The sequence below is a fragment of the Bradyrhizobium sp. ARR65 genome (genome assembly GCF_000472385.1).
In the GTDB taxonomy this organism is placed as follows: domain Bacteria; phylum Pseudomonadota; class Alphaproteobacteria; order Rhizobiales; family Xanthobacteraceae; genus Bradyrhizobium.
On record NZ_AWZU01000003.1, the window covers coordinates 187,717 to 205,409 of the forward strand.

Annotated in this window: 12 protein-coding genes; all 12 read left to right on the top strand. The window is 64.3% G+C overall.

Going from position 1 to position 17,693, the window contains the following annotated elements:
* The first annotated feature begins 9 nt into the window (after positions 1 to 9).
* The 12 genes from dnaE (at position 10) to bamA (ending at position 17,683) form a co-directional block, all read left to right on the top strand.
* Positions 10 to 3,522 carry a DNA polymerase III subunit alpha gene (dnaE, locus tag F758_RS0105460; RefSeq protein ID WP_024506913.1) on the top strand — a complete coding sequence of 1,171 codons (3,513 nt, stop codon included), beginning with the start codon at positions 10 to 12 and terminating at the stop codon, positions 3,520 to 3,522.
* Between the two features lie 213 nt (positions 3,523 to 3,735).
* Complete coding sequence (locus tag F758_RS0105465) at positions 3,736 to 4,476, top strand: carbonic anhydrase (protein WP_024506914.1); 741 nt, start codon at positions 3,736 to 3,738, stop codon at positions 4,474 to 4,476.
* Positions 4,477 to 4,707: 231 nt separating this feature from the next.
* Positions 4,708 to 7,029 carry a caspase family protein gene (locus F758_RS0105475; RefSeq protein ID WP_024506915.1) on the top strand — a complete coding sequence of 774 codons (2,322 nt, stop codon included), beginning with the start codon at positions 4,708 to 4,710 and terminating at the stop codon, positions 7,027 to 7,029.
* 331 nt (positions 7,030 to 7,360) lie between these two features.
* Positions 7,361 to 8,359 carry a 30S ribosomal protein S2 gene (locus tag F758_RS0105480; protein ID WP_035720915.1) on the top strand — a complete coding sequence of 333 codons (999 nt, stop codon included), beginning with the start codon at positions 7,361 to 7,363 and terminating at the stop codon, positions 8,357 to 8,359.
* A 128-nt stretch (positions 8,360 to 8,487) separates the two neighbouring features.
* A complete protein-coding gene (gene tsf / locus F758_RS0105485; protein WP_024506917.1) occupies positions 8,488 to 9,417 on the top strand; it encodes a translation elongation factor Ts in 930 nt (309 codons plus the stop codon).
* A gap of 56 nt (positions 9,418 to 9,473) precedes the next feature.
* On the top strand, positions 9,474 to 10,184 hold the full coding sequence (gene pyrH / locus F758_RS0105490) for a UMP kinase (RefSeq protein ID WP_024506918.1): 711 nt from the start codon (positions 9,474 to 9,476) through the stop codon (positions 10,182 to 10,184).
* 134 nt (positions 10,185 to 10,318) lie between these two features.
* Entirely contained in the window at positions 10,319 to 10,882 is a 564-nt protein-coding gene (frr, locus tag F758_RS0105495) for a ribosome recycling factor (RefSeq protein WP_024506919.1), read from the top strand.
* 11 nt (positions 10,883 to 10,893) lie between these two features.
* On the top strand, positions 10,894 to 11,652 hold the full coding sequence (locus tag F758_RS0105500) for an isoprenyl transferase (RefSeq protein ID WP_024506920.1): 759 nt from the start codon (positions 10,894 to 10,896) through the stop codon (positions 11,650 to 11,652).
* Positions 11,649 to 12,497: a phosphatidate cytidylyltransferase gene (locus F758_RS0105505; RefSeq protein WP_024506921.1), complete on the top strand. Its 849-nt coding sequence runs from the start codon at positions 11,649 to 11,651 to the stop codon at positions 12,495 to 12,497. The genes F758_RS0105500 and F758_RS0105505 overlap by 4 nt, the downstream gene beginning before the upstream one ends.
* 4 nt (positions 12,498 to 12,501) lie before the next feature.
* Positions 12,502 to 13,725 carry a 1-deoxy-D-xylulose-5-phosphate reductoisomerase gene (gene dxr / locus F758_RS0105510; RefSeq protein ID WP_024506922.1) on the top strand — a complete coding sequence of 408 codons (1,224 nt, stop codon included), beginning with the start codon at positions 12,502 to 12,504 and terminating at the stop codon, positions 13,723 to 13,725.
* Positions 13,726 to 13,767: 42 nt separating this feature from the next.
* Positions 13,768 to 14,919, top strand: a complete 1,152-nt coding sequence (gene rseP / locus F758_RS0105515) for an RIP metalloprotease RseP (protein WP_024506923.1) — start codon at positions 13,768 to 13,770, stop codon at positions 14,917 to 14,919.
* Positions 14,920 to 15,091: 172 nt separating this feature from the next.
* The gene (bamA, locus tag F758_RS0105520; RefSeq protein ID WP_024506924.1) at positions 15,092 to 17,683 is read left to right on the top strand and encodes an outer membrane protein assembly factor BamA; all 2,592 of its coding nucleotides are present in this window, start codon (positions 15,092 to 15,094) and stop codon (positions 17,681 to 17,683) included.
* Positions 17,684 to 17,693: the final 10 nt, after the last annotated feature.

Sequence of the window (17,693 nt, forward strand, 5' to 3'; positions counted from 1 at the left end):
AACCCAACCATGTCCAGCGCCGGATTCGTCCATCTCCACGTCCATTCCGCCTATTCGCTGCTGAAGGGCTCCATCAAGATCGCCAAGCTCGGCGAGCTCGCCAAAGCCGACCGCCAGCCGGCGCTGGCGCTGACCGACACCGACAATATGTTCGGGGCGTTGGAATTCTCCGACAAGATGGCCGGCTACGGCATCCAGCCGATCGTCGGCTGCGAGCTGGCGGTGGATTTCGGCGATATGGATCCCAATTCGCGCAATGCGAATCTGGCAACGCCGTCGCGCATCGTGCTGCTCGCCGCGCGCGAGCGCGGCTACCGCAGCCTGATGCGGCTCAATTCGCGCGCCTTTCTGGAAACGCCCGTCCATCAGGCGCCTCATATCAAGTTCGATTGGCTGCAAGGCGAAGCCGAGGGCCTGATCGCGCTGACGGGCGGTCCGGACGGGCCGATCTCGCTCGCCCTGCAACACGATCACGCCGCGCTCGCGGCCTCACGTTGCGAGCGTCTCGCCGGCGTGTTCGGCGATCGCCTCTATATCGAGCTGCAGCGGCACGGCATGGATCGCGAGCGCAAGGTCGAGGGCGGCCTGATCGACATCGCCTATGAAAAAGGCCTGCCGCTGGTAGCAACCAACGAGCCCTATTTCGCCAGCACGGACGATTATGAAGCGCATGACGCGCTGCTCTGCATCGCGGGCGGACGGCTGATTGCGGAGACCGATCGCGAGCAGCTCACGCCCGACCACCGCTTCAAGACTCGCGCGGAAATGGCGGTGCTGTTTGCGGACATTCCCGAAGCGTTGGCCTCGACGGTAGAGATCGCCGAACGCTGCTCGTTCCGGCCACTCACGCGCAAGCCGATCCTGCCGCTTTTCACGGTTGGCGCGGGCTCCGGTGCCGAGGACGCCGCAAGCGCGGAGGCCGCCGAACTGCGCAAACAGGCGGAAGAGGGTCTGGAGCGGCGGCTAAAGATTCACGGCCTCGCGCCGGGAATGACGGAAGAGGACTATCGGAAGCGGCTTGCCTTCGAGCTCGACGTCATCACCCGCATGAAATACGCGGGCTACTTCCTGATCGTGTCCGACTTCATCAAATGGGCGAAGGCGCACGACATTCCGGTCGGGCCGGGCCGTGGCTCCGGCGCCGGCTCGCTGGTCGCGTGGGTTTTGACCATCACCGATCTCGACCCGATGCGGTTCAACCTGCTGTTCGAGCGCTTCCTCAATCCTGAGCGCGTGTCGATGCCCGACTTCGACATCGACTTCTGCCAGGACCGGCGCGGCGAGGTGATCTCCTATGTGCAGCAGCGCTACGGCCGCGATCAGGTCGCCCAGATCATCACCTTCGGCACCTTGCAGGCGCGCGGCGTGTTGCGCGACGTCGGCCGCGTGCTGCAGATGCCGTACGGCCAGGTCGACAAGCTCACCAAGCTGGTGCCGCAGAATCCGGCCGCGCCGGTCACGCTGGCCGCCGCGATCGAGGGCGAACCCAAGCTGCAGGCCTTCCGCGATGAAGATCCGGTGGTGGCGCGCGCTTTCGATATTGCAATGCGCCTCGAAGGTTTGACGCGGCACGCCTCCACCCACGCCGCCGGCATCGTGATCGGCGATCGCCCCTTGAGCGAGCTCGTGCCGCTCTACCGCGATCCGAAGTCCGACATGCCGGTGACCCAGTTCAACATGAAGTGGGTCGAGCCCGCGGGGCTCGTCAAATTCGACTTCCTCGGCCTGAAGACGCTCACGGTGCTCGACGTCGCGGTCAAGCTGTTGAAGCAGCGGAATATCGACGTCAGCCTGGCGACATTGCCGATCGACGATGCCGAAAGTTACCAGATGCTGGCCAGGGGCGATGTGGTCGGTGTGTTCCAGGTGGAAAGCCAGGGCATGCGGCGCGCGCTGATCGACATGCGCCCCGACCGCTTCGAGGACATCATCGCGCTGGTCGCGCTCTATCGCCCGGGCCCGATGGCGAACATCCCGACCTATTGCGCGCGCAAGCATGGCGAGGAAGAGCCGGAATATCTGCACCCGCTGCTGGAGCCGATCCTGAAGGAGACGTTCGGCGTCATCATCTATCAGGAGCAGGTGATGCAGATCGCGCAGAGGATGGCCGGCTATTCGCTCGGAGAAGCCGACCTCTTGCGCCGCGCCATGGGCAAGAAGATTCGCGCCGAGATGGACAAGCAGCGCGAGCGTTTCGTTGCCGGCTCGGTGAAGAACGGCGTGCCGAAAGGGCAGGCGGAAACGATCTTCGAGCTGCTGGCCAAATTCGCCGACTACGGCTTCAACAAGAGCCACGCGGCGGCTTACGCGCTGGTGTCGTACTACACCGCGTATATGAAGGCGCACTATCCGGTGGAATTCATCGCTGCGTCGATGACGCTCGATCTCAACAACACCGATAAGCTCTCCGAATTCCGCGCCGAGGCACAGCGGCTCGGTATCAAGGTCGAGCCGCCCTCGATCAACCATTCCGGAGCCACCTTCGAGGTCGCCGACGGCAAGATCCACTATGCGCTCGCGGCCTTGAAGGGCGTGGGCCCGCAGGCGGTCGAGCAAATCGTGGAGGAGCGCAGGAAGAGCGGCCCGTTCGCGTCGCTCGCCGATTTCGCGGGCCGGGTCAGCCCGCGCGCCATCAACAAGCGCATCATCGAAAGCCTCGCCGCCGCCGGCGCTTTCGATGTGCTGGATTCGAACCGTGCGCGCGTGTTTGCAGGCGCCGAAGCGATCCTTGCGGCCTGTCAGCGCAGCCATGAGGCGGCGAGCAGTGGCCAGAACGACATGTTCGGCAATGCCGCCGACGCGCCCACCATTATCTTGCCGCAGGTCGAACCATGGCTGCCGGCCGAGCGGCTCAGGCGCGAATACGATGCCATCGGCTTCTTCCTTTCCGGCCATCCGCTCGACGATTACGCCATCGTGTTGAAGCGGCTGCGCGTGCAGTCCTGGGCGGAGTTTTCTCGTGCCGTGAAGTCCGGCGCCACCGCCGGCAAGGTGGCGGCCACCGTGGTGTCGCGCATGGAGCGCCGCACCAAGACCGGCAACAAGATGGGCATCATCGGGCTGTCGGATCCGACCGGGCATTTCGAGGCAGTGCTGTTCTCCGAAGGCCTTGCGCAATATCGCGATCTCCTGGAGCCCGGCGCCGCCGTGCTCTTGCAGCTAGGGGCCGAATTGCAGGGCGAGGACGTGCGCGCGCGCGTGCTGCACGCCGAGCCATTGGATGACGCCGCCGCCAAGACCCAGAAGGGCCTTCGCATTTTCCTGCGCGACACCAAACCCCTGGAATCGATCGCGCGGCGGCTTGCGGCGCCGGAAGCCGCCGCGGCCAACAGTGTCGCGGCCAAGATTCCGGCGCCGGCAAGCGCGCCGCGCGGAAATGGCGACGGCGAAGTCAGCCTGGTCATGATGCTCGACCTCGAGACAGAGGTTGAGATGAAGCTGCCCGGCCGCTTCAAGGTCTCGCCGCAGATCGCCGGCGCCATCAAGGCGGTCGCGGGCGTTGTGGACGTGCAGCAGCTATAGAGCGAAGCGCAGTCGCGTTCGCGAAGCGAACAGCCGGCCAGTTGGCCGCCGACCTCTACGCAGCGAGTTCATTCGCCATAACTAGGCTTAACTATTTAGCCCCGGGTTCGTCTGGCCGGATTTGCCCGGCCGGGGTTCTGCCGTAGCATCGCCTTCCTCCATCGCAGCGGGCGTCGTCGACGCGCGAACGCTGCAATCGATAAGGGGGAAATCATGTGCGAAAAATGCATCCAATATCCAAGTCAGCTTCTCGTGCCGTCGCGGCGCTCCGTCCTCCGGCTTGCAGCCTCGGCGCTCGGCTTGCTGGTCGCAGATAGCGCCGGTGCAAAGGAGGCGAAAGCGCCCCCCAAACCGGAAAATGTGCTGTCGCCGGATGCGTCGCTGAAGCGTTTGATGGAAGGAAATGCCCGCTACGTTGCCGGCGTCTCACGGCGCCACGATTTCAAACATGAGCGGAAGGCGCTCGTCGGAGGTCAGAATCCCTATGCGGCGGTCTTAAGCTGCGCCGATTCACGCATCGCTCCCGAATATGCTTTCGATACCGGACGCGGTGACCTGTTCGTCTGCCGCGTGGCAGGGAATTTTGCCTCCGACGAAACGATCGCCAGCATGGAATATGCGGTTGCCGTGCTGAGCACGCCGCTCATTCTGGTGCTTGGCCATGACAATTGCGGCGCGGTCGCCTCGACCATCAAGTCGCTCAAGGAGGATAAGCCGCCGCCAGGGCACATACCGTCGCTGGTGAGCGCCATTGCGCCGGCGGTGAGGACCACAGCGCAGCAGAGCGGTGATGCGCTCGACAATGCCATCCGGCAGAACGTGATCGACAATGTCGCCAAGCTGAAATCGGCGACCCCCATTCTCAGCGCCGCCGTTGAGCAGAACAAGCTGAAGGTGGTCGGCGGCATCTATCGCCTGCACACTGGCCACGTCGACTTGTTGGGTCAGGCGTGAAAACCCGAATCGCTCCCGAGCCGCCAGACGGGGCCGCAAAGCCAGCCCGGGAAGGTCTCGAGCGCGGGCCGCATGGGGATCTGATTCCCCAACCCCGGGCCCGCTCTCGCGCAGTGCAACATTTCTTTTCGGCCGGCCTTTCGGTCATAATGCCAGCAATTTTTATTCAAGTGATATTCAGCTCCTGTCGCGCTGAATGCGCGGCGTCGTGATCGATGGGGCGAACAAGCCATGAAACCGGCCAGAACCTTCCCGCTCGTGTCCCTTTGTTTGGTGTTGATTGCTGCGCTGTCGGCGTGGGGCAGTCCCGCGTCTGCCCAGCAGCAGGAAAAGCGTATCGCGCTCGTCGTCGGGAACAGCGCTTACGCCAAGGCACCGCTCGCTACCGCCGCCAACGATGCCGGTCTGATCGCGCAGACCTTGCAGGCAGCCGGCTTTGATGTCATCGGCGCCCGCGATCTCGACGGCGATACGCTGCGCAAGAGCTTGCGCGATTTCATCCAGAAGGCGGAGAGTTCGGGCCAGGATACCGTCGCAATGGTCTATCTCGCGGGCTATGGCGTGCAGCTCGCCGGCGAGAACTATTTCATTCCGGTCGATTCCACGATCAACCGCGACACCGACATCCCGACCGAGGGGCTGCGGATCAGCGACTATACGCGCCAGCTCGCCGCGCTCCCATTGAAGGCCGGCGTGGTTGTGCTGGATGCCGCGCGGCAGCAGCCCTTCATCGAAGGCGGCCAGCAAATCGCCAGCGGTCTTGCACTGGTCGAGCCCGACAACAACATGCTGATCGCCTTCAACGCCGCGCCCGGCACGGTCGCGCCCAGCGAGCAGGGGCCCTACGGAAGCTATGCGCAATCGCTGGCCGAGATGATCCGTACCGGCGGATTGTCGCTGCCCGACGTGTTCGATCGCGTGCGGCTGCGTGTCAACGAGGCGAGCAAGGGCGCCCAGGTGCCGTGGGACGCCCAGAAGATCCAGGCGCAGTTTTCGTTCTTCGACCGCGCGCCCGACGCGCCGCCGGTGCAGGGACCGGCCGACCAGGTCGCTGCGATTCGCGATCGGCCGATCCGCGACCTGTCGGTGCAGGACGCGTACACGGCTGCGCTCGAACGCGACACGCTGCAGGGCTATGAGGACTTTGTCCTGGCCTTTCCCAACGATCCCCTGGCCAAGCGGGTGAGGGCAATCATCGCGGCCCGGCGCGAGGCGATTACCTGGCGCCGTACCTACCGGACCGACACGCCGGAGGCCTATTGGTCCTACTTGCGGCGTTATCCGCATGGACCGCACGCCTATGACGCGCGGCGCCGGCTCGCCATCTTGACCGCCCCGCTGGAGCCGCCGTCGTCGTTTGCGATGATCGACTATGACGTGCCGCCGCCACCGCCGGACGAAATCGTCTATGTCGATCGGCCCGTGCTGTATTTCGGCGATCCTGATTTCGGCTTCGTGCCGCCGCCACCACCGCCGGTGTTCTTCCTGCCGCCACCGCCGCCCGATTTCGTGGTGCTCCCGCCGCCGATCGCGCCGGTCGGGCTGTTCATCCTGCCGCAACCCAGGTTCGTGCCGATACCGGTCTTCGTGCGGCCGCCGGTCTATGTCGCGCCGCCGCCGAACAACATCATCTTCAACAACATCCACAACACGACCGTCATCAACAACGTGATCAACCAGCCGCCGCCCGCGTCGGCTGCCGCGGCGCCCGGTGCGCCGCAAGCCGCGGCGGCCGCGGCCAGCGCTGCGCCGGTCGGGGCAAGCCCGCCGGTGCCGCCTTCGGTCAGGCATCAGGCGACGCTGATTCAGCAGGGCAAGGCGCCGGTGCCGCCGAGCGCGACGTTCGCTCCGGCATCCAAGCTGAGCACGCCCGCCGCGGCCCCGGCCAACATGCATCCGAGCGCATCGCCGCCGCAGTCCACGCTGCCGAAAGCCAATGAGCTGCCTGTGCCCGGCAAGGGGGCGCCGCCAGCGCCCGCGGCAAGCGGGCCCGCCGCCGCCGTGAGCCCGAGCGCAAAGCTGGCGCCTGCGGCGCCGCCGGCAACGGGAGCCCCGCCCGCAGGGGTGCATCCCAACGCCAGGCTTGCCCCGTCGCCGACCCAGCCCGGCGCTGCGCCGGGGAAGCCAGGTCCCGCCAGTCCGCCGTCGGCCAATGTGGCGCGGTCGAAGCCGGCCGTGGAATCGCTGCAGAGGCGCGGGGCACCGCCGCCGCCTCCGGCCGCTCCGAGGCCGACGGCGAGGCTGTCGACCCCGCCAACGCCGCCCAGGCCCGCTCCGCAGCATGCCGCGCCGCCCGCGCCCTCAAGGCCATCGCCGCCCGTGAGCGCGCGTGTGACCCCGCCACCACCACCGCCGGTGCACCATGTGGCGCCACCGCCGCCGGCCGCGGTTCATGCGCCGCCCCCTGCGGTTCACGCGCCGCCACCGCCGGTCGCCCGTGCCCCGTCGCCGCCCCCGATAGCCCATGCCGCGCCCCCACCCAGGCCGGTCGCACCACCGAGGCCACCCGCCGCGGCGCCAAAGAAATGCCCGCCCAACCAGCCCAAGTGTTGAGGGCGTGACGAGTACGGTGCCGAGAAGCGTGGGCCAAAGCGTGGGCCTCGGCTCTGATCCCGTCAGAGCCGAGGCTTTTGCAGGCAACGGCGAAGGATTGATGGGATCGCTGTCTCGGGAACCTGCGCCAAATGGGCATCGCAACGGGAGGGGATCTCGGCCCGCCATCCCGCCAATCCGGGCTTATTTCCTTGCTTCTGGCCGAAATCGCGCTATATAGCGCGCCATCTCACACGGAAACATGGCTGTCGAAGGCCGTCCGGTGGCAACCGGGCCTTAAGTGCCCGTTTGCTCACACGTTTCCGGAGGAACCAACCGGAGAATCAAACCTATGGCGCTACCCGACTTCTCGATGCGCCAGCTCCTTGAGGCTGGCGTGCATTTCGGTCACCAATCCCACCGCTGGAATCCGAAAATGGCCCCGTTCATTTTCGGCACCCGCAACAACATTCACATCATCGACCTCGCGCAGACCGTGCCCATGCTGCACCACGCCTTGCAGGCGGTCAGCGACACCGTTGCCAAGGGCGGCCGCATCCTGTTCGTCGGCACCAAGCGGCAGGCGCAGGACAATGTCGCCGATGCCGCAAAGCGCTCGGCGCAGTATTTCGTCAATTCACGCTGGCTCGGCGGCACGCTGACCAACTGGAAGACGATCTCCGCCTCGATCAAGCGGCTGCGGCATCTGGATGAGGTGCTCTCTTCGGGCGAGGCGAACTCCTACACCAAGAAGGAGCGGCTGACGCTGCAGCGCGAGCGCGACAAGCTCGACCGGTCGCTGGGTGGCATCAAGGACATGGGCGGCTTGCCCGACATGATCTTCGTGATCGACACCAACAAGGAAGACATCGCGATCCAGGAAGCGCAGCGGCTCAATATTCCCGTCGCCGCCATCGTCGATACCAATTCGGACCCGAAGGGCATCACTTACGTGGTGCCGGGCAATGACGACGCGGGCCGCGCTATTTCGCTCTATTGCGATCTCGTCGCGCGCGCCGCGATCGACGGTATTTCGCGTGCGCAAGGGGACGCCGGCATCGACATCGGCGCTGCGCCGGAGCCGGTGGCCGAGGAAATTCCGACCGCGCCGCAGACGTCCGCGTTCCAGGGCCTGCCCGGGCCGCGCGGCACCGCCGACGACCTCAAGAAGCTGTCGGGCGTGTCGGGTGCGATCGAGAAGAAGCTCAACGATCTCGGCGTGTTCCATTACTGGCAGTTGGCCGAACTCGATCACGCGACCGCGCACCAGATCGGCGAAGAGGTCGGGTTGCCGAGCCGCGCCGATGCCTGGGTCGCGCAGGCCAAGAAGCTTACCGCGGAAGCGGAGTAACCAAAGGCGAGGGCCGCAGTTGTTTTTCGGCCCTCACATACAAGCGATAAGTTCCTGATCGCGGAATGCGGCGTGGCGGGGAAGCGCCGCGCCGCATTCGGTCCGGACAGGCAAAAGGGAATTCAACAATGGCTACAATCACCGCCGCGATGGTCAAGGACCTGCGCGAGTCGACCGGCGCAGGAATGATGGATTGCAAAGCCGCGCTCACCGAGACCGGCGGCGACATGACCGCTGCGCAGGATTGGCTGCGGAAGAAGGGCCTGTCGAAGGCCGCCAAGAAGGCTGGCCGCGTTGCCGCGGACGGCCTGATCGGCGCGGTCACCAAGGGCACCAAGGGTGTTCTGGTCGAAGTCAATTCGGAGACTGATTTCGTCGCGCGCAACGAGCAGTTCCAGGGTCTGGTCAAGATGATTGCCCAGGTCGCGCTCGACGTCGGCGCCGATGTCGAGAAGATCAAGACGGCCAAAGTCGGCAGCGTCACGGTCGAGACGGCGATTTCCGATGCGATCGCCACCATCGGTGAGAACATGACGCTGCGCCGCGCCGCCCTGCTCGAGGTCGGTCAAGGCGTGGTCTCGAACTATGTCCACGGCGCCGTCACCGAAGGTGCAGGGAAGATGGGCGTGATCGTCGCGCTCGAATCGGCGGGCAAGGCCGATGAGCTGGCAGCGCTCGGCCGCCTGTTCGCGATGCATGTCGCGGCGACCAATCCGCAGGCGCTTGATCCCGCTGGCCTCGATCCCGAGGTGGTCAAGCGCGAGAAGGACGTGCTGGCCGACAAGTACCGCCAGCAGGGCAAGCCGGAGAACGTGATCGAGAAGATCGTCGATTCCGGCCTGAAGACCTTCTACAAGGAGGTTTGCCTCTTGGAGCAGGCCTCGATCCATGCCGAGCATGGCGGCAAGTCGGTCGCCCAGGTGCTGAAAGAAGTTGAGGGCAAGGTCGGCGCGCCGGTGAAGATCGCCGGATTTGTGCGCTATGCTCTCGGTGAGGGAATCGAGCGGCAGGAAAGCGATTTCGCCGCTGAAGTCGCGGCCGCCAGCGGCAAGAAGTAGCCGTTGATGCTTCCGGCGCTTCGGCCGGAAGCGCCCGCAAGCGAAAGCGAATGCGAATGGCTAAGCCGGTCTATCGTCGCGTGGTGATCAAGCTGTCGGGCGAATATCTCGCAGGCAGCCAGCCCTTCGGTTTAGATCAGCCGACCATCGATCGCATCGCCTCCGATTTGATCGCGGCCCGCGAGCTCGGCGCCGAGATCGCGGTGGTGGTTGGTGGCGGCAACATGATTCGTGGTGTCTCCGCGCGCGGCATGTCGCGTTCGACCGGCGACACCATGGGCATGTTGGCCACGGTTATGAACTGTCTCGCGCTGGAGGCGGCGATCGAGGGCAAGGGCGCGCCGGCCAAGACGCTTTCGGCTTTCGTCATGCCCGAGATCTGCGAATTGTTCACCCGCGGTGCGACGCACAAATATCTTGCCGAAGGGCGCATCGTGCTGCTCGGCGGTGGAACCGGCAATCCCTTCTTCACCACAGATACCACCGCCGTGTTGCGCGCCGCCGAAATCGACGCGCAGGCGGTGCTCAAAGCCACCAACGTGGACGGGGTCTACAGCGCCGATCCCAAGATAGACCCTTCCGCCAAGCGCTTCGAACGGCTGACCCATACGCAGGCGATCGAGGGTGGCTACAAGGTCATGGACGCGACCGCATTCGCGCTTGCCCGCGAGACGTCGCTGCCTATCATCGTGTTTTCGATTTCCGAGCCCGGCTCGATCAGTGCGATGCTGCGTGGGACGGGGCGTGGAACCGTCGTCGCCGGTTGATGCTTTGAGCATGATCCGGAAAACCGGGTGTCGGCTTTTCTGAAAAGGTCATGTTCAAGAAGAAGATGGCGGTCCGCTGAACTGATACGCGCCGGCCGACGGCCTAAAGAGTTTTGTAATGATGGGAGAGCGTTATGCCCACGGGTAATTTCGACATCAACGAATTGAAGCGTCGGATGCAAGGCGCAACCCAGGCGCTCAAGCATGAACTGAGCGGTTTGCGCACGGGGCGCGCCTCGGCCTCGATGCTTGAGCCGGTGCAGGTCGACGCCTATGGCTCGCACATGCCGCTGAATCAGGTTGCGACCATTAGCGTGCCCGAGCCGCGGATGATCTCGGTGCAGGTCTGGGACAAGTCGATGGTCAAGGCGGTCGAGAAGGCGATCATCGATTCCAATCTCGGGCTCTCGCCCGCGACCGAAGGGCAGGTGCTTCGGCTGCGCATCCCCGAGCTCAACGAAGAGCGCCGTAAGGAGCTGGTGAAGGTCGCGCACAAATATGCCGAAGCCGCGCGCGTGGCCGTCAGGCATGTGCGGCGCGACGGCCTCGACCTCGTCAAGAAGCTGGAGAAGAGCCACGAGATCTCCGAGGACGATCAGGAGCGCTTGGCTGCCGACGTGCAGAAGGCGACCGACGGGACGATCGCGGAGATCGATCAATTGCTTGCGGCCAAGGAAAAAGAAATCCTCACGGTTTGAAGGATCATCCGATGTCCAAGGCCGCCGTCCCCGACAGGCAAGGAACGGACCGATCCGACGGTCAGTTGCACGTCGCCATCATCATGGACGGCAACGGACGCTGGGCGGCGGCGCGCGGCCTGCCTCGCGCCGAGGGACATCGCCGCGGGGTTGAGGCGTTGCGGCGCGTGGTTCGTGCGGCGCACGAACTCGGCATCCATCACCTGACCATTTTCTCCTTCAGCGCCGAAAACTGGTCGCGGCCGGCCAGCGAGATCGGCGATCTGTTCGGGCTGTTACGCCGCTTCATTCGCAACGACCTGGCCAGCCTGCACCGGGACGGCGTGCGCGTCCGTGTGATTGGGGAGCGCGAGGGTCTCGAGCCCGATATCTGCGCGCTTTTGAGCGAGGCCGAAGAGCTCACGCGCAACAACACCCGCCTCAATCTCGTGGTCGCCTTCAACTATGGATCGCGGCAGGAGATCGCGCGCGCCGCGCAGCGGCTGGCGCGAGAAGTCGCCGAAGGCAAGCGCGCCCCCGAGACGATCGATGCGGATGTGCTCGGCCAATATCTCGACGCGCCCGATATTCCCCATCCCGACCTGATCATCCGCACCAGCGGTGAACAGCGGTTGTCGAATTTTCTCATGTGGCAGGCGGCCTATAGCGAACTCGTGTTCGTGCCGATGCATTGGCCGGATTTCGACAAGGCCGCGCTCGAAGGAGCGATCGCCGAATACGCCAGGCGAGAGCGCCGGTTCGGCGGTCTGGTTGCGAAAACCGCATCGTGAGCAAAGGTGAGGAAGTGCCCGCGGCCCTTGCCGGGCCGCCGTCGCGCAATCTTCTGATGCGCGTTTTAGCCGCCGCGGTGCTGGTCCCGCTGGCGCTGGTGTGCGCCTATGTCGGCGGCTGGCTGTGGACCGCACTGGTCGCGCTTGCGGTGATCGGCCTTAATGTCGAATGGCTCATGCTCGTCGGCGCCGTGCACCAGATGCGCGTCGTGGTGAGCGGCGTGGTGGCGCTCGCGCTGAGCGGCTTATGCCTTGCGCTCGGCAGGCTTGACGCGGCGCTGATCATCTCGGCCTTGGGGCTGATCGGGGTCGCGTTGCTCTCGCGGCAGCGCCGCGGCTGGACCACGGGCGGATTTCTCTATGCGACCGCCGCGCAATTTGCCGCAGTGCTGGTTCGCGCCGACCCCGATATGGGCTTTGTCGCGCTGATCTTCGTTCTGCTGGTCGCCTGGGCCACAGATATCGGCGGTTATTTCGCCGGGCGCGGTATCGGGGGGCCGAAGCTCTGGCCGCGGGTCAGCCCGAACAAGACCTGGGCGGGAGCCATCGGCGGCTTTGTCGCAAGCCTCGTGATTGCGGTCGGCTTCGTCGCGTCCGGCGTCGGCAGGACCTTACCGCTGCTTGCCCTGGCCGGCGTGTTGTCGGTCGCCGGGCAACTTGGCGATCTCTTTGAATCCGCGATCAAACGCCGTTTTGGGGTGAAGGACTCCAGCCATCTCATCCCGGGTCATGGCGGGCTGATGGACCGGCTCGACGGCCTGGTTGCTGCGATTGTGCTCGCCATGATTTTCGGAATTTTGCGGCACGGTGTGGATGGCATCGGCCGCGGTCTTATGATTTGGTGAAACGATGAACGCTGTTCCACTGCGTAGCAATAAGACGGCCAACGCGGCCATCCGTAGCGTCACCGTGCTGGGCGCGACCGGCTCGATCGGCGACAGCACCATGGATCTGCTGCGTAGCGCGCGCGACCGCTACCGGGTCGAAGCGCTGACCGGCAACAGCAACGTGCAAGGCTTGGCAAAACTCGCCAAGGAGTTCGGCGTGCGTTTTGCCGCGGTTGCCGACCCGGCGCGCCTCAGCGAATTGCGCGAGGCGCTAGCCGGCACCGGCATCGAATGCGGGGCAGGCGCCAGCGCCGTGATCGAAGCCGCGGCGCGGCCGGCGGATTGGGTCATGGCCGCGGTCTCCGGCGCTGCCGGCTTGAAGCCCGCGCTGGCCGCGGTCGATCGCGGTGCGACCGTGGCGCTCGCCAACAAGGAATGCCTGGTTTGCGCCGGCGACTTTTTCATGCAGCGCGCGGCGAAGGCGGGCGCCTGCATTCTGCCGGCGGATTCCGAGCACAACGCTTTGTTTCAGGCGCTGTCCTCCGGTCATCGCGAGGAGCTGGTGCGGGTCATCATCACGGCCTCCGGCGGGCCGTTCAGGACCTGGGCGCCGGCCGACATCGAGCAGGCAACGCTCGCGCAGGCGTTGAAACATCCGAACTGGAGCATGGGACAGAAGATCACCATCGATTCGGCGTCGATGATGAACAAGGGCCTCGAGGTGATCGAAGCCTCCTATCTGTTCTCGCTCAAGCCGGAAGAGATCGACGTGCTGGTGCATCCGCAATCGATCGTGCACGGCATGGTGGAGTTTTCGGATCGCTCGGTGGTGGCCCAGCTCGGGACTCCCGACATGCGCATCCCGATCGCGCACTGCCTGGGATGGCCGGAACGCATCAAAGGGCCTTCGGCGAAGCTCGATCTCGCCAAGATCGGCCAGTTGACGTTCGAAGCACCGGATTTTGAACGTTTCCCGGGCCTTCGCCTGGCCTATGAAGCGTTGCGCATGGGCCGCGGCGCCACCACTGTTTTCAATGCCGCGAACGAAGTGGCGGTTGCGGCCTTCATCGCCGGCCAGATCAAGTTCGGCGCGATTGCGCGTCTTGTCGAGGCAACGATGGAGGCCTGGAGCCGTTCTACCAATCTGGCGCCGCTGAGCTCTGCCGACGACGCCATCGCTGTTGACCATAACGCGCGAAACAGAGCTGCCTCCCTCTTGCCTCAAATTGCCCTAAGGGCATCCTAGGGGTCGGGGACGGGGCCTCAGGCTCTGCTTGAGGGGAATCTGATGTCCGAAGTTTTTCTGCATAGTTTCAATACGTTGGGTCATGGCTTCATTGGCTACGTGATCCCCTTCCTGTTCGTCCTGACCATCGTCGTTTTCTTTCACGAGCTCGGTCACTTTTTGGTCGCCCGTTGGGCTGGCGTGAAGGTGTTGACGTTCTCGCTGGGCTTCGGTCCGGAGCTCGTCGGCTTTAATGACCGGCACGGGACGCGCTGGAGGATCTCGGCGGTACCGCTCGGCGGCTATGTGAAATTCCTGGGCGACGACACCGAGGCTTCCACGCCATCGGCTCACGCGCTCGCCAACATGACCGAGGAAGAGCGCGCGGGCAGCTTCCATCACAAGAAGGTCGGTCCGCGCGCCGCGATCGTTGCGGCCGGTCCGATCGCCAACTTCCTGCTGGCGATCGTGATCTTCACCTGCCTGTTCACCTTCTTCGGCAAGCCCAGCACGACGGCGCGGGTCGACAAGGTGGAGGCGAATAGCCCAGCGGCCGCGGCCGGTTTCGAGGTCGGCGACGTCGTGCTGTCGATCGACGGCAGCAAGATCGACAGTTTCAATGACATGCAGCGGATCGTCAGCACCCACCCGGGCGATCATCTGACCTTCACGGTCAAGCGCGGCGATGCCACCGTGACGCTGCACGGCACGCCGGAATTAAGGGAAGTGAAAGACCCGTTTGGGAACGTGCATCGGGGCGGCGTGCTCGGGATCACCCGCCAGACGGCGGCCGGCGATGTCCTGACCGAGCGTGTCGATCCGGCTACGGCGCTGTGGCTCGGCGTGAAGGAAACCTGGTTCGTGATCGACCGGACGCTCGCCTATATCGGCGGCGTTTTCACCGGCCGCGAGGCTGCCGATCAGGTCGGCGGGCCGCTGCGGATCGCGCAGATTTCCGGGCAGGTCGCCACGATCGGACTTGCACCGCTGATTCACCTGGCTGCGGTGCTTTCGATTTCCATCGGGCTCTTGAACCTGTTCCCGGTTCCACTGCTCGATGGTGGTCACCTTCTGTTCTATGCCGTGGAAGCGGTGCGGGGCCGTCCGCTGTCGGAGCGGGCCCAAGAGATGGGGTTCCGAATCGGGCTCGGTCTGGTGCTCATGCTGATGGTGTTTGCGACTTACAATGACATTCTGCACTTCGCGGCATCGTGAAGCGGCTTTTTTGTGGCGTTGCCTAATGGCAACGCCTTGGAATGAAAATGGAAATGCAGCGCCCTCGGCCGTTTGCCACATGCGTGAAACTGGCTAGAAGCAGGGTGACGAAGCGAATCTGTCGGGGCGCGGGGGTGCGTTCCGACACTGGAATGACAAGGGCGCGTTGCGCATGAAGTTTGGAATGCGAGTGCGGGGGGGCATGCTCGCCGCCCTGATCATGTTCGCCGTGCCGGTGGCTGCCGAGCTGGCAGCCGTTGCCGTGTCTTCTCCGGCCGCCGCCGAGACGGTGGCCTCGATCCAGGTGGAGGGGAACCGGCGCGTCGAAGCCGATACCATCCGCTCTTATTTCAAGCCGGGGCCCAATGGCGCGCTGGATGCGGCGGCCATCGACGACGGCCTGAAGGCGCTGATCGAGACCGGCCTGTTCCAGGACGTAAAGATCAACCGCGTTGGCGGCCACCTGGTGGTCTCGGTGATCGAAAACCCTGTGATCAACCGCATTGCCTTCGAGGGTAATAAGAAGATCAAGGACGAGCAGCTTTCGGCCGAGATCCAGTCCAAGCCGCGCGGTACCTTCTCCCGTCCCATGGTGCAGGCGGACGCGCTGCGTATCGCCGAGATCTATCGCCGCTCCGGCCGTTACGACGTGCATGTGACGCCCGAAATCATCGAGCAGCCGAACAACCGCGTCGACCTCATCTTTACGATCGAGGAAGGGCCGAAGACCGGCGTCAAATCCATCGAATTCGTCGGCAACAATTATTATTCGTCCTACCGCCTGAAGGACGTCATCAAGACGCACGAGACGAACCTGCTGAGCTTCCTCGGCAATGGCGACGTCTACGATCCGGACCGCGTCGAGGCCGACCGCGACCTGATTCGCCGCTTCTATCTGAAGCACGGCTTTGCCGACGTGCAGGTGGTCGCGGCGCTGACCGAATATGACCCGGAAAGGAAGGGCTTCCTCGTTACGTTCAAGATCGAGGAAGGCCAGCAATACCGCGTCGCCTCGGTCAGGTTCGAATCGAGCATTGCCAACTTCGACCCCAATACGCTCTCGAGCTTCTCCTACGTGTCGGTCGGTTCGCTCTACAACGCCGAAGCGGTGGAGAAGTCGGTCGAATCGATGCAGATCGAGGCTTCACGACGCGGTTACGCGTTCGCGGTGGTGCGTCCGCGCGGCGACCGCAATTTCGACAATCACACCGTCTCGATCGTGTTTTCGATCGAGGAGGGCCCGCGCACCTATATCGAGCGCATCAACGTCCGCGGCAACACACGGACCCGCGACTACGTGATCCGCCGCGAGTTCGATATTTCGGAGGGCGACGCCTATAACCGTGCGCTGGTCGATCGCGCCGAACGGCGCCTGAAAAACCTCGACTTCTTCAAGAGCGTGAAGATCACCACCGAGCCTGGCTCGTCCAGCGACCGGGTAATCCTGAACGTCGATCTTGAAGAGAAATCCACCGGCGACTTCTCGGTGTCGGGTGGCTACTCGACCACCGACGGTGCGCTGGGCGAGGTCAGCATTTCCGAGCGCAACTTCCTCGGCCGGGGCCTGTTCGCAAAGGCGTCGCTGACCTATGGCCAGTATGCGCGCGGCGTCTCGCTGTCCTTTGTCGAGCCTTATCTGCTCGACTACCGCATCGCGCTGGGCCTCGATGCCTACTACCGCGAGCAGTTGCCCAACTCCTATATCGCGTACGGCACCAAGACTGTGGGCTTCAGCCCGCGCCTCGGCCTGCAATTGCGCGAAGACCTCTCGCTGCAGCTCCGCTACTCGCTCTATCAACAGAGCATTTCGCTGCCTTACTATCTCGACAACTGTAACAACAATCCGAACAACGCGTCGCTGGCCTTCAATCCGTCGCCGGCCTGGGTGCAGGCGAATGCACCAGGTGTTGGGCCAGGTGGCTCGGTAACATCAGGGGGGCAAACCGCCACCGATTCCGGGCTCGGGTTGTGGTGCTACAGCGACGGCGAAGCTTCGTTGCCGGTGCGTAAGGAGCTTGCGGGCGGCTCGTCGCTCACCTCGGCGCTCGGTTACACGCTGGATTACAACACCCTCGACAACAACAAGAACCCGACCGACGGTCTGTTGATCGACTTCAAGCAGGATTTCGCTGGCGTCGGGGGTGATGTCACTTATCTGAAGAGCCAGATCGACGGCAAATACTACACCCCGCTGGTGGCTGATATCGTCGGCTTGATCCACCTGCAAGCAGGTATGCTGAACAAGGTCGGCAACAACGAGCTGCGCATGCTGGATCACTTCCAGATGGGCCCGAACCTCGTCCGCGGCTTCGCGCCGAACGGCATCGGCCCGCGCGACATCAATCCCTATGGAACGATGGACGCGATCGGTGGCACCAAGTACTGGGGTGCATCATTCGAATTGCAGATGCCGTTCTGGTTCCTGCCCAAGGAAGTGGGCCTGAAGGGCGCGGTCTATGCCGACGCGGGTGGCTTGTTTGACTATCAGGGTCCGACGACCTGGGCGGCCACTGGCGAAATCACGACTCCGCAGAACTCGAACTGCACGGCACCGACCCAGGTCACCACCGTTGGCGGTCCGAAGCCTGGCACTTGTACGGGGCTGGTGTACGACAACGGCAACGTCGTACGATCCTCGGTCGGTATCGGCCTGATCTGGCAGTCGCCGTTCGGTCCGCTGCGCTTCGACTATGCGGTGCCGCTGACCAAGGGTGCGTATGACCGCGTGCAGGAGTTCAGGTTCGGCGGCGGCACGAGCTTCTGATCCTGGAGCA

Excerpts from the sequence above, each read along its gene's own strand:
- dnaE (WP_024506913.1), top strand. The coding sequence starts at position 10 with ATGTCCAGCGCCGGATTCGTCCATCTCCACGTCCATTCCGCCTATTCG.
- F758_RS0105465 (WP_024506914.1), top strand. The coding sequence starts at position 3,736 with ATGTGCGAAAAATGCATCCAATATCCAAGTCAGCTTCTCGTGCCGTCG.
- F758_RS0105475 (WP_024506915.1), top strand. The coding sequence starts at position 4,708 with ATGAAACCGGCCAGAACCTTCCCGCTCGTGTCCCTTTGTTTGGTGTTG.
- F758_RS0105480 (WP_035720915.1), top strand. The coding sequence starts at position 7,361 with ATGGCGCTACCCGACTTCTCGATGCGCCAGCTCCTTGAGGCTGGCGTG.
- tsf (WP_024506917.1), top strand. The coding sequence starts at position 8,488 with ATGGCTACAATCACCGCCGCGATGGTCAAGGACCTGCGCGAGTCGACC.
- pyrH (WP_024506918.1), top strand. The coding sequence starts at position 9,474 with ATGGCTAAGCCGGTCTATCGTCGCGTGGTGATCAAGCTGTCGGGCGAA.
- frr (WP_024506919.1), top strand. The coding sequence starts at position 10,319 with ATGCCCACGGGTAATTTCGACATCAACGAATTGAAGCGTCGGATGCAA.
- F758_RS0105500 (WP_024506920.1), top strand. The coding sequence starts at position 10,894 with ATGTCCAAGGCCGCCGTCCCCGACAGGCAAGGAACGGACCGATCCGAC.
- dxr (WP_024506922.1), top strand. The coding sequence starts at position 12,502 with ATGAACGCTGTTCCACTGCGTAGCAATAAGACGGCCAACGCGGCCATC.
- rseP (WP_024506923.1), top strand. The coding sequence starts at position 13,768 with ATGTCCGAAGTTTTTCTGCATAGTTTCAATACGTTGGGTCATGGCTTC.
- bamA (WP_024506924.1), top strand. The coding sequence starts at position 15,092 with ATGAAGTTTGGAATGCGAGTGCGGGGGGGCATGCTCGCCGCCCTGATC.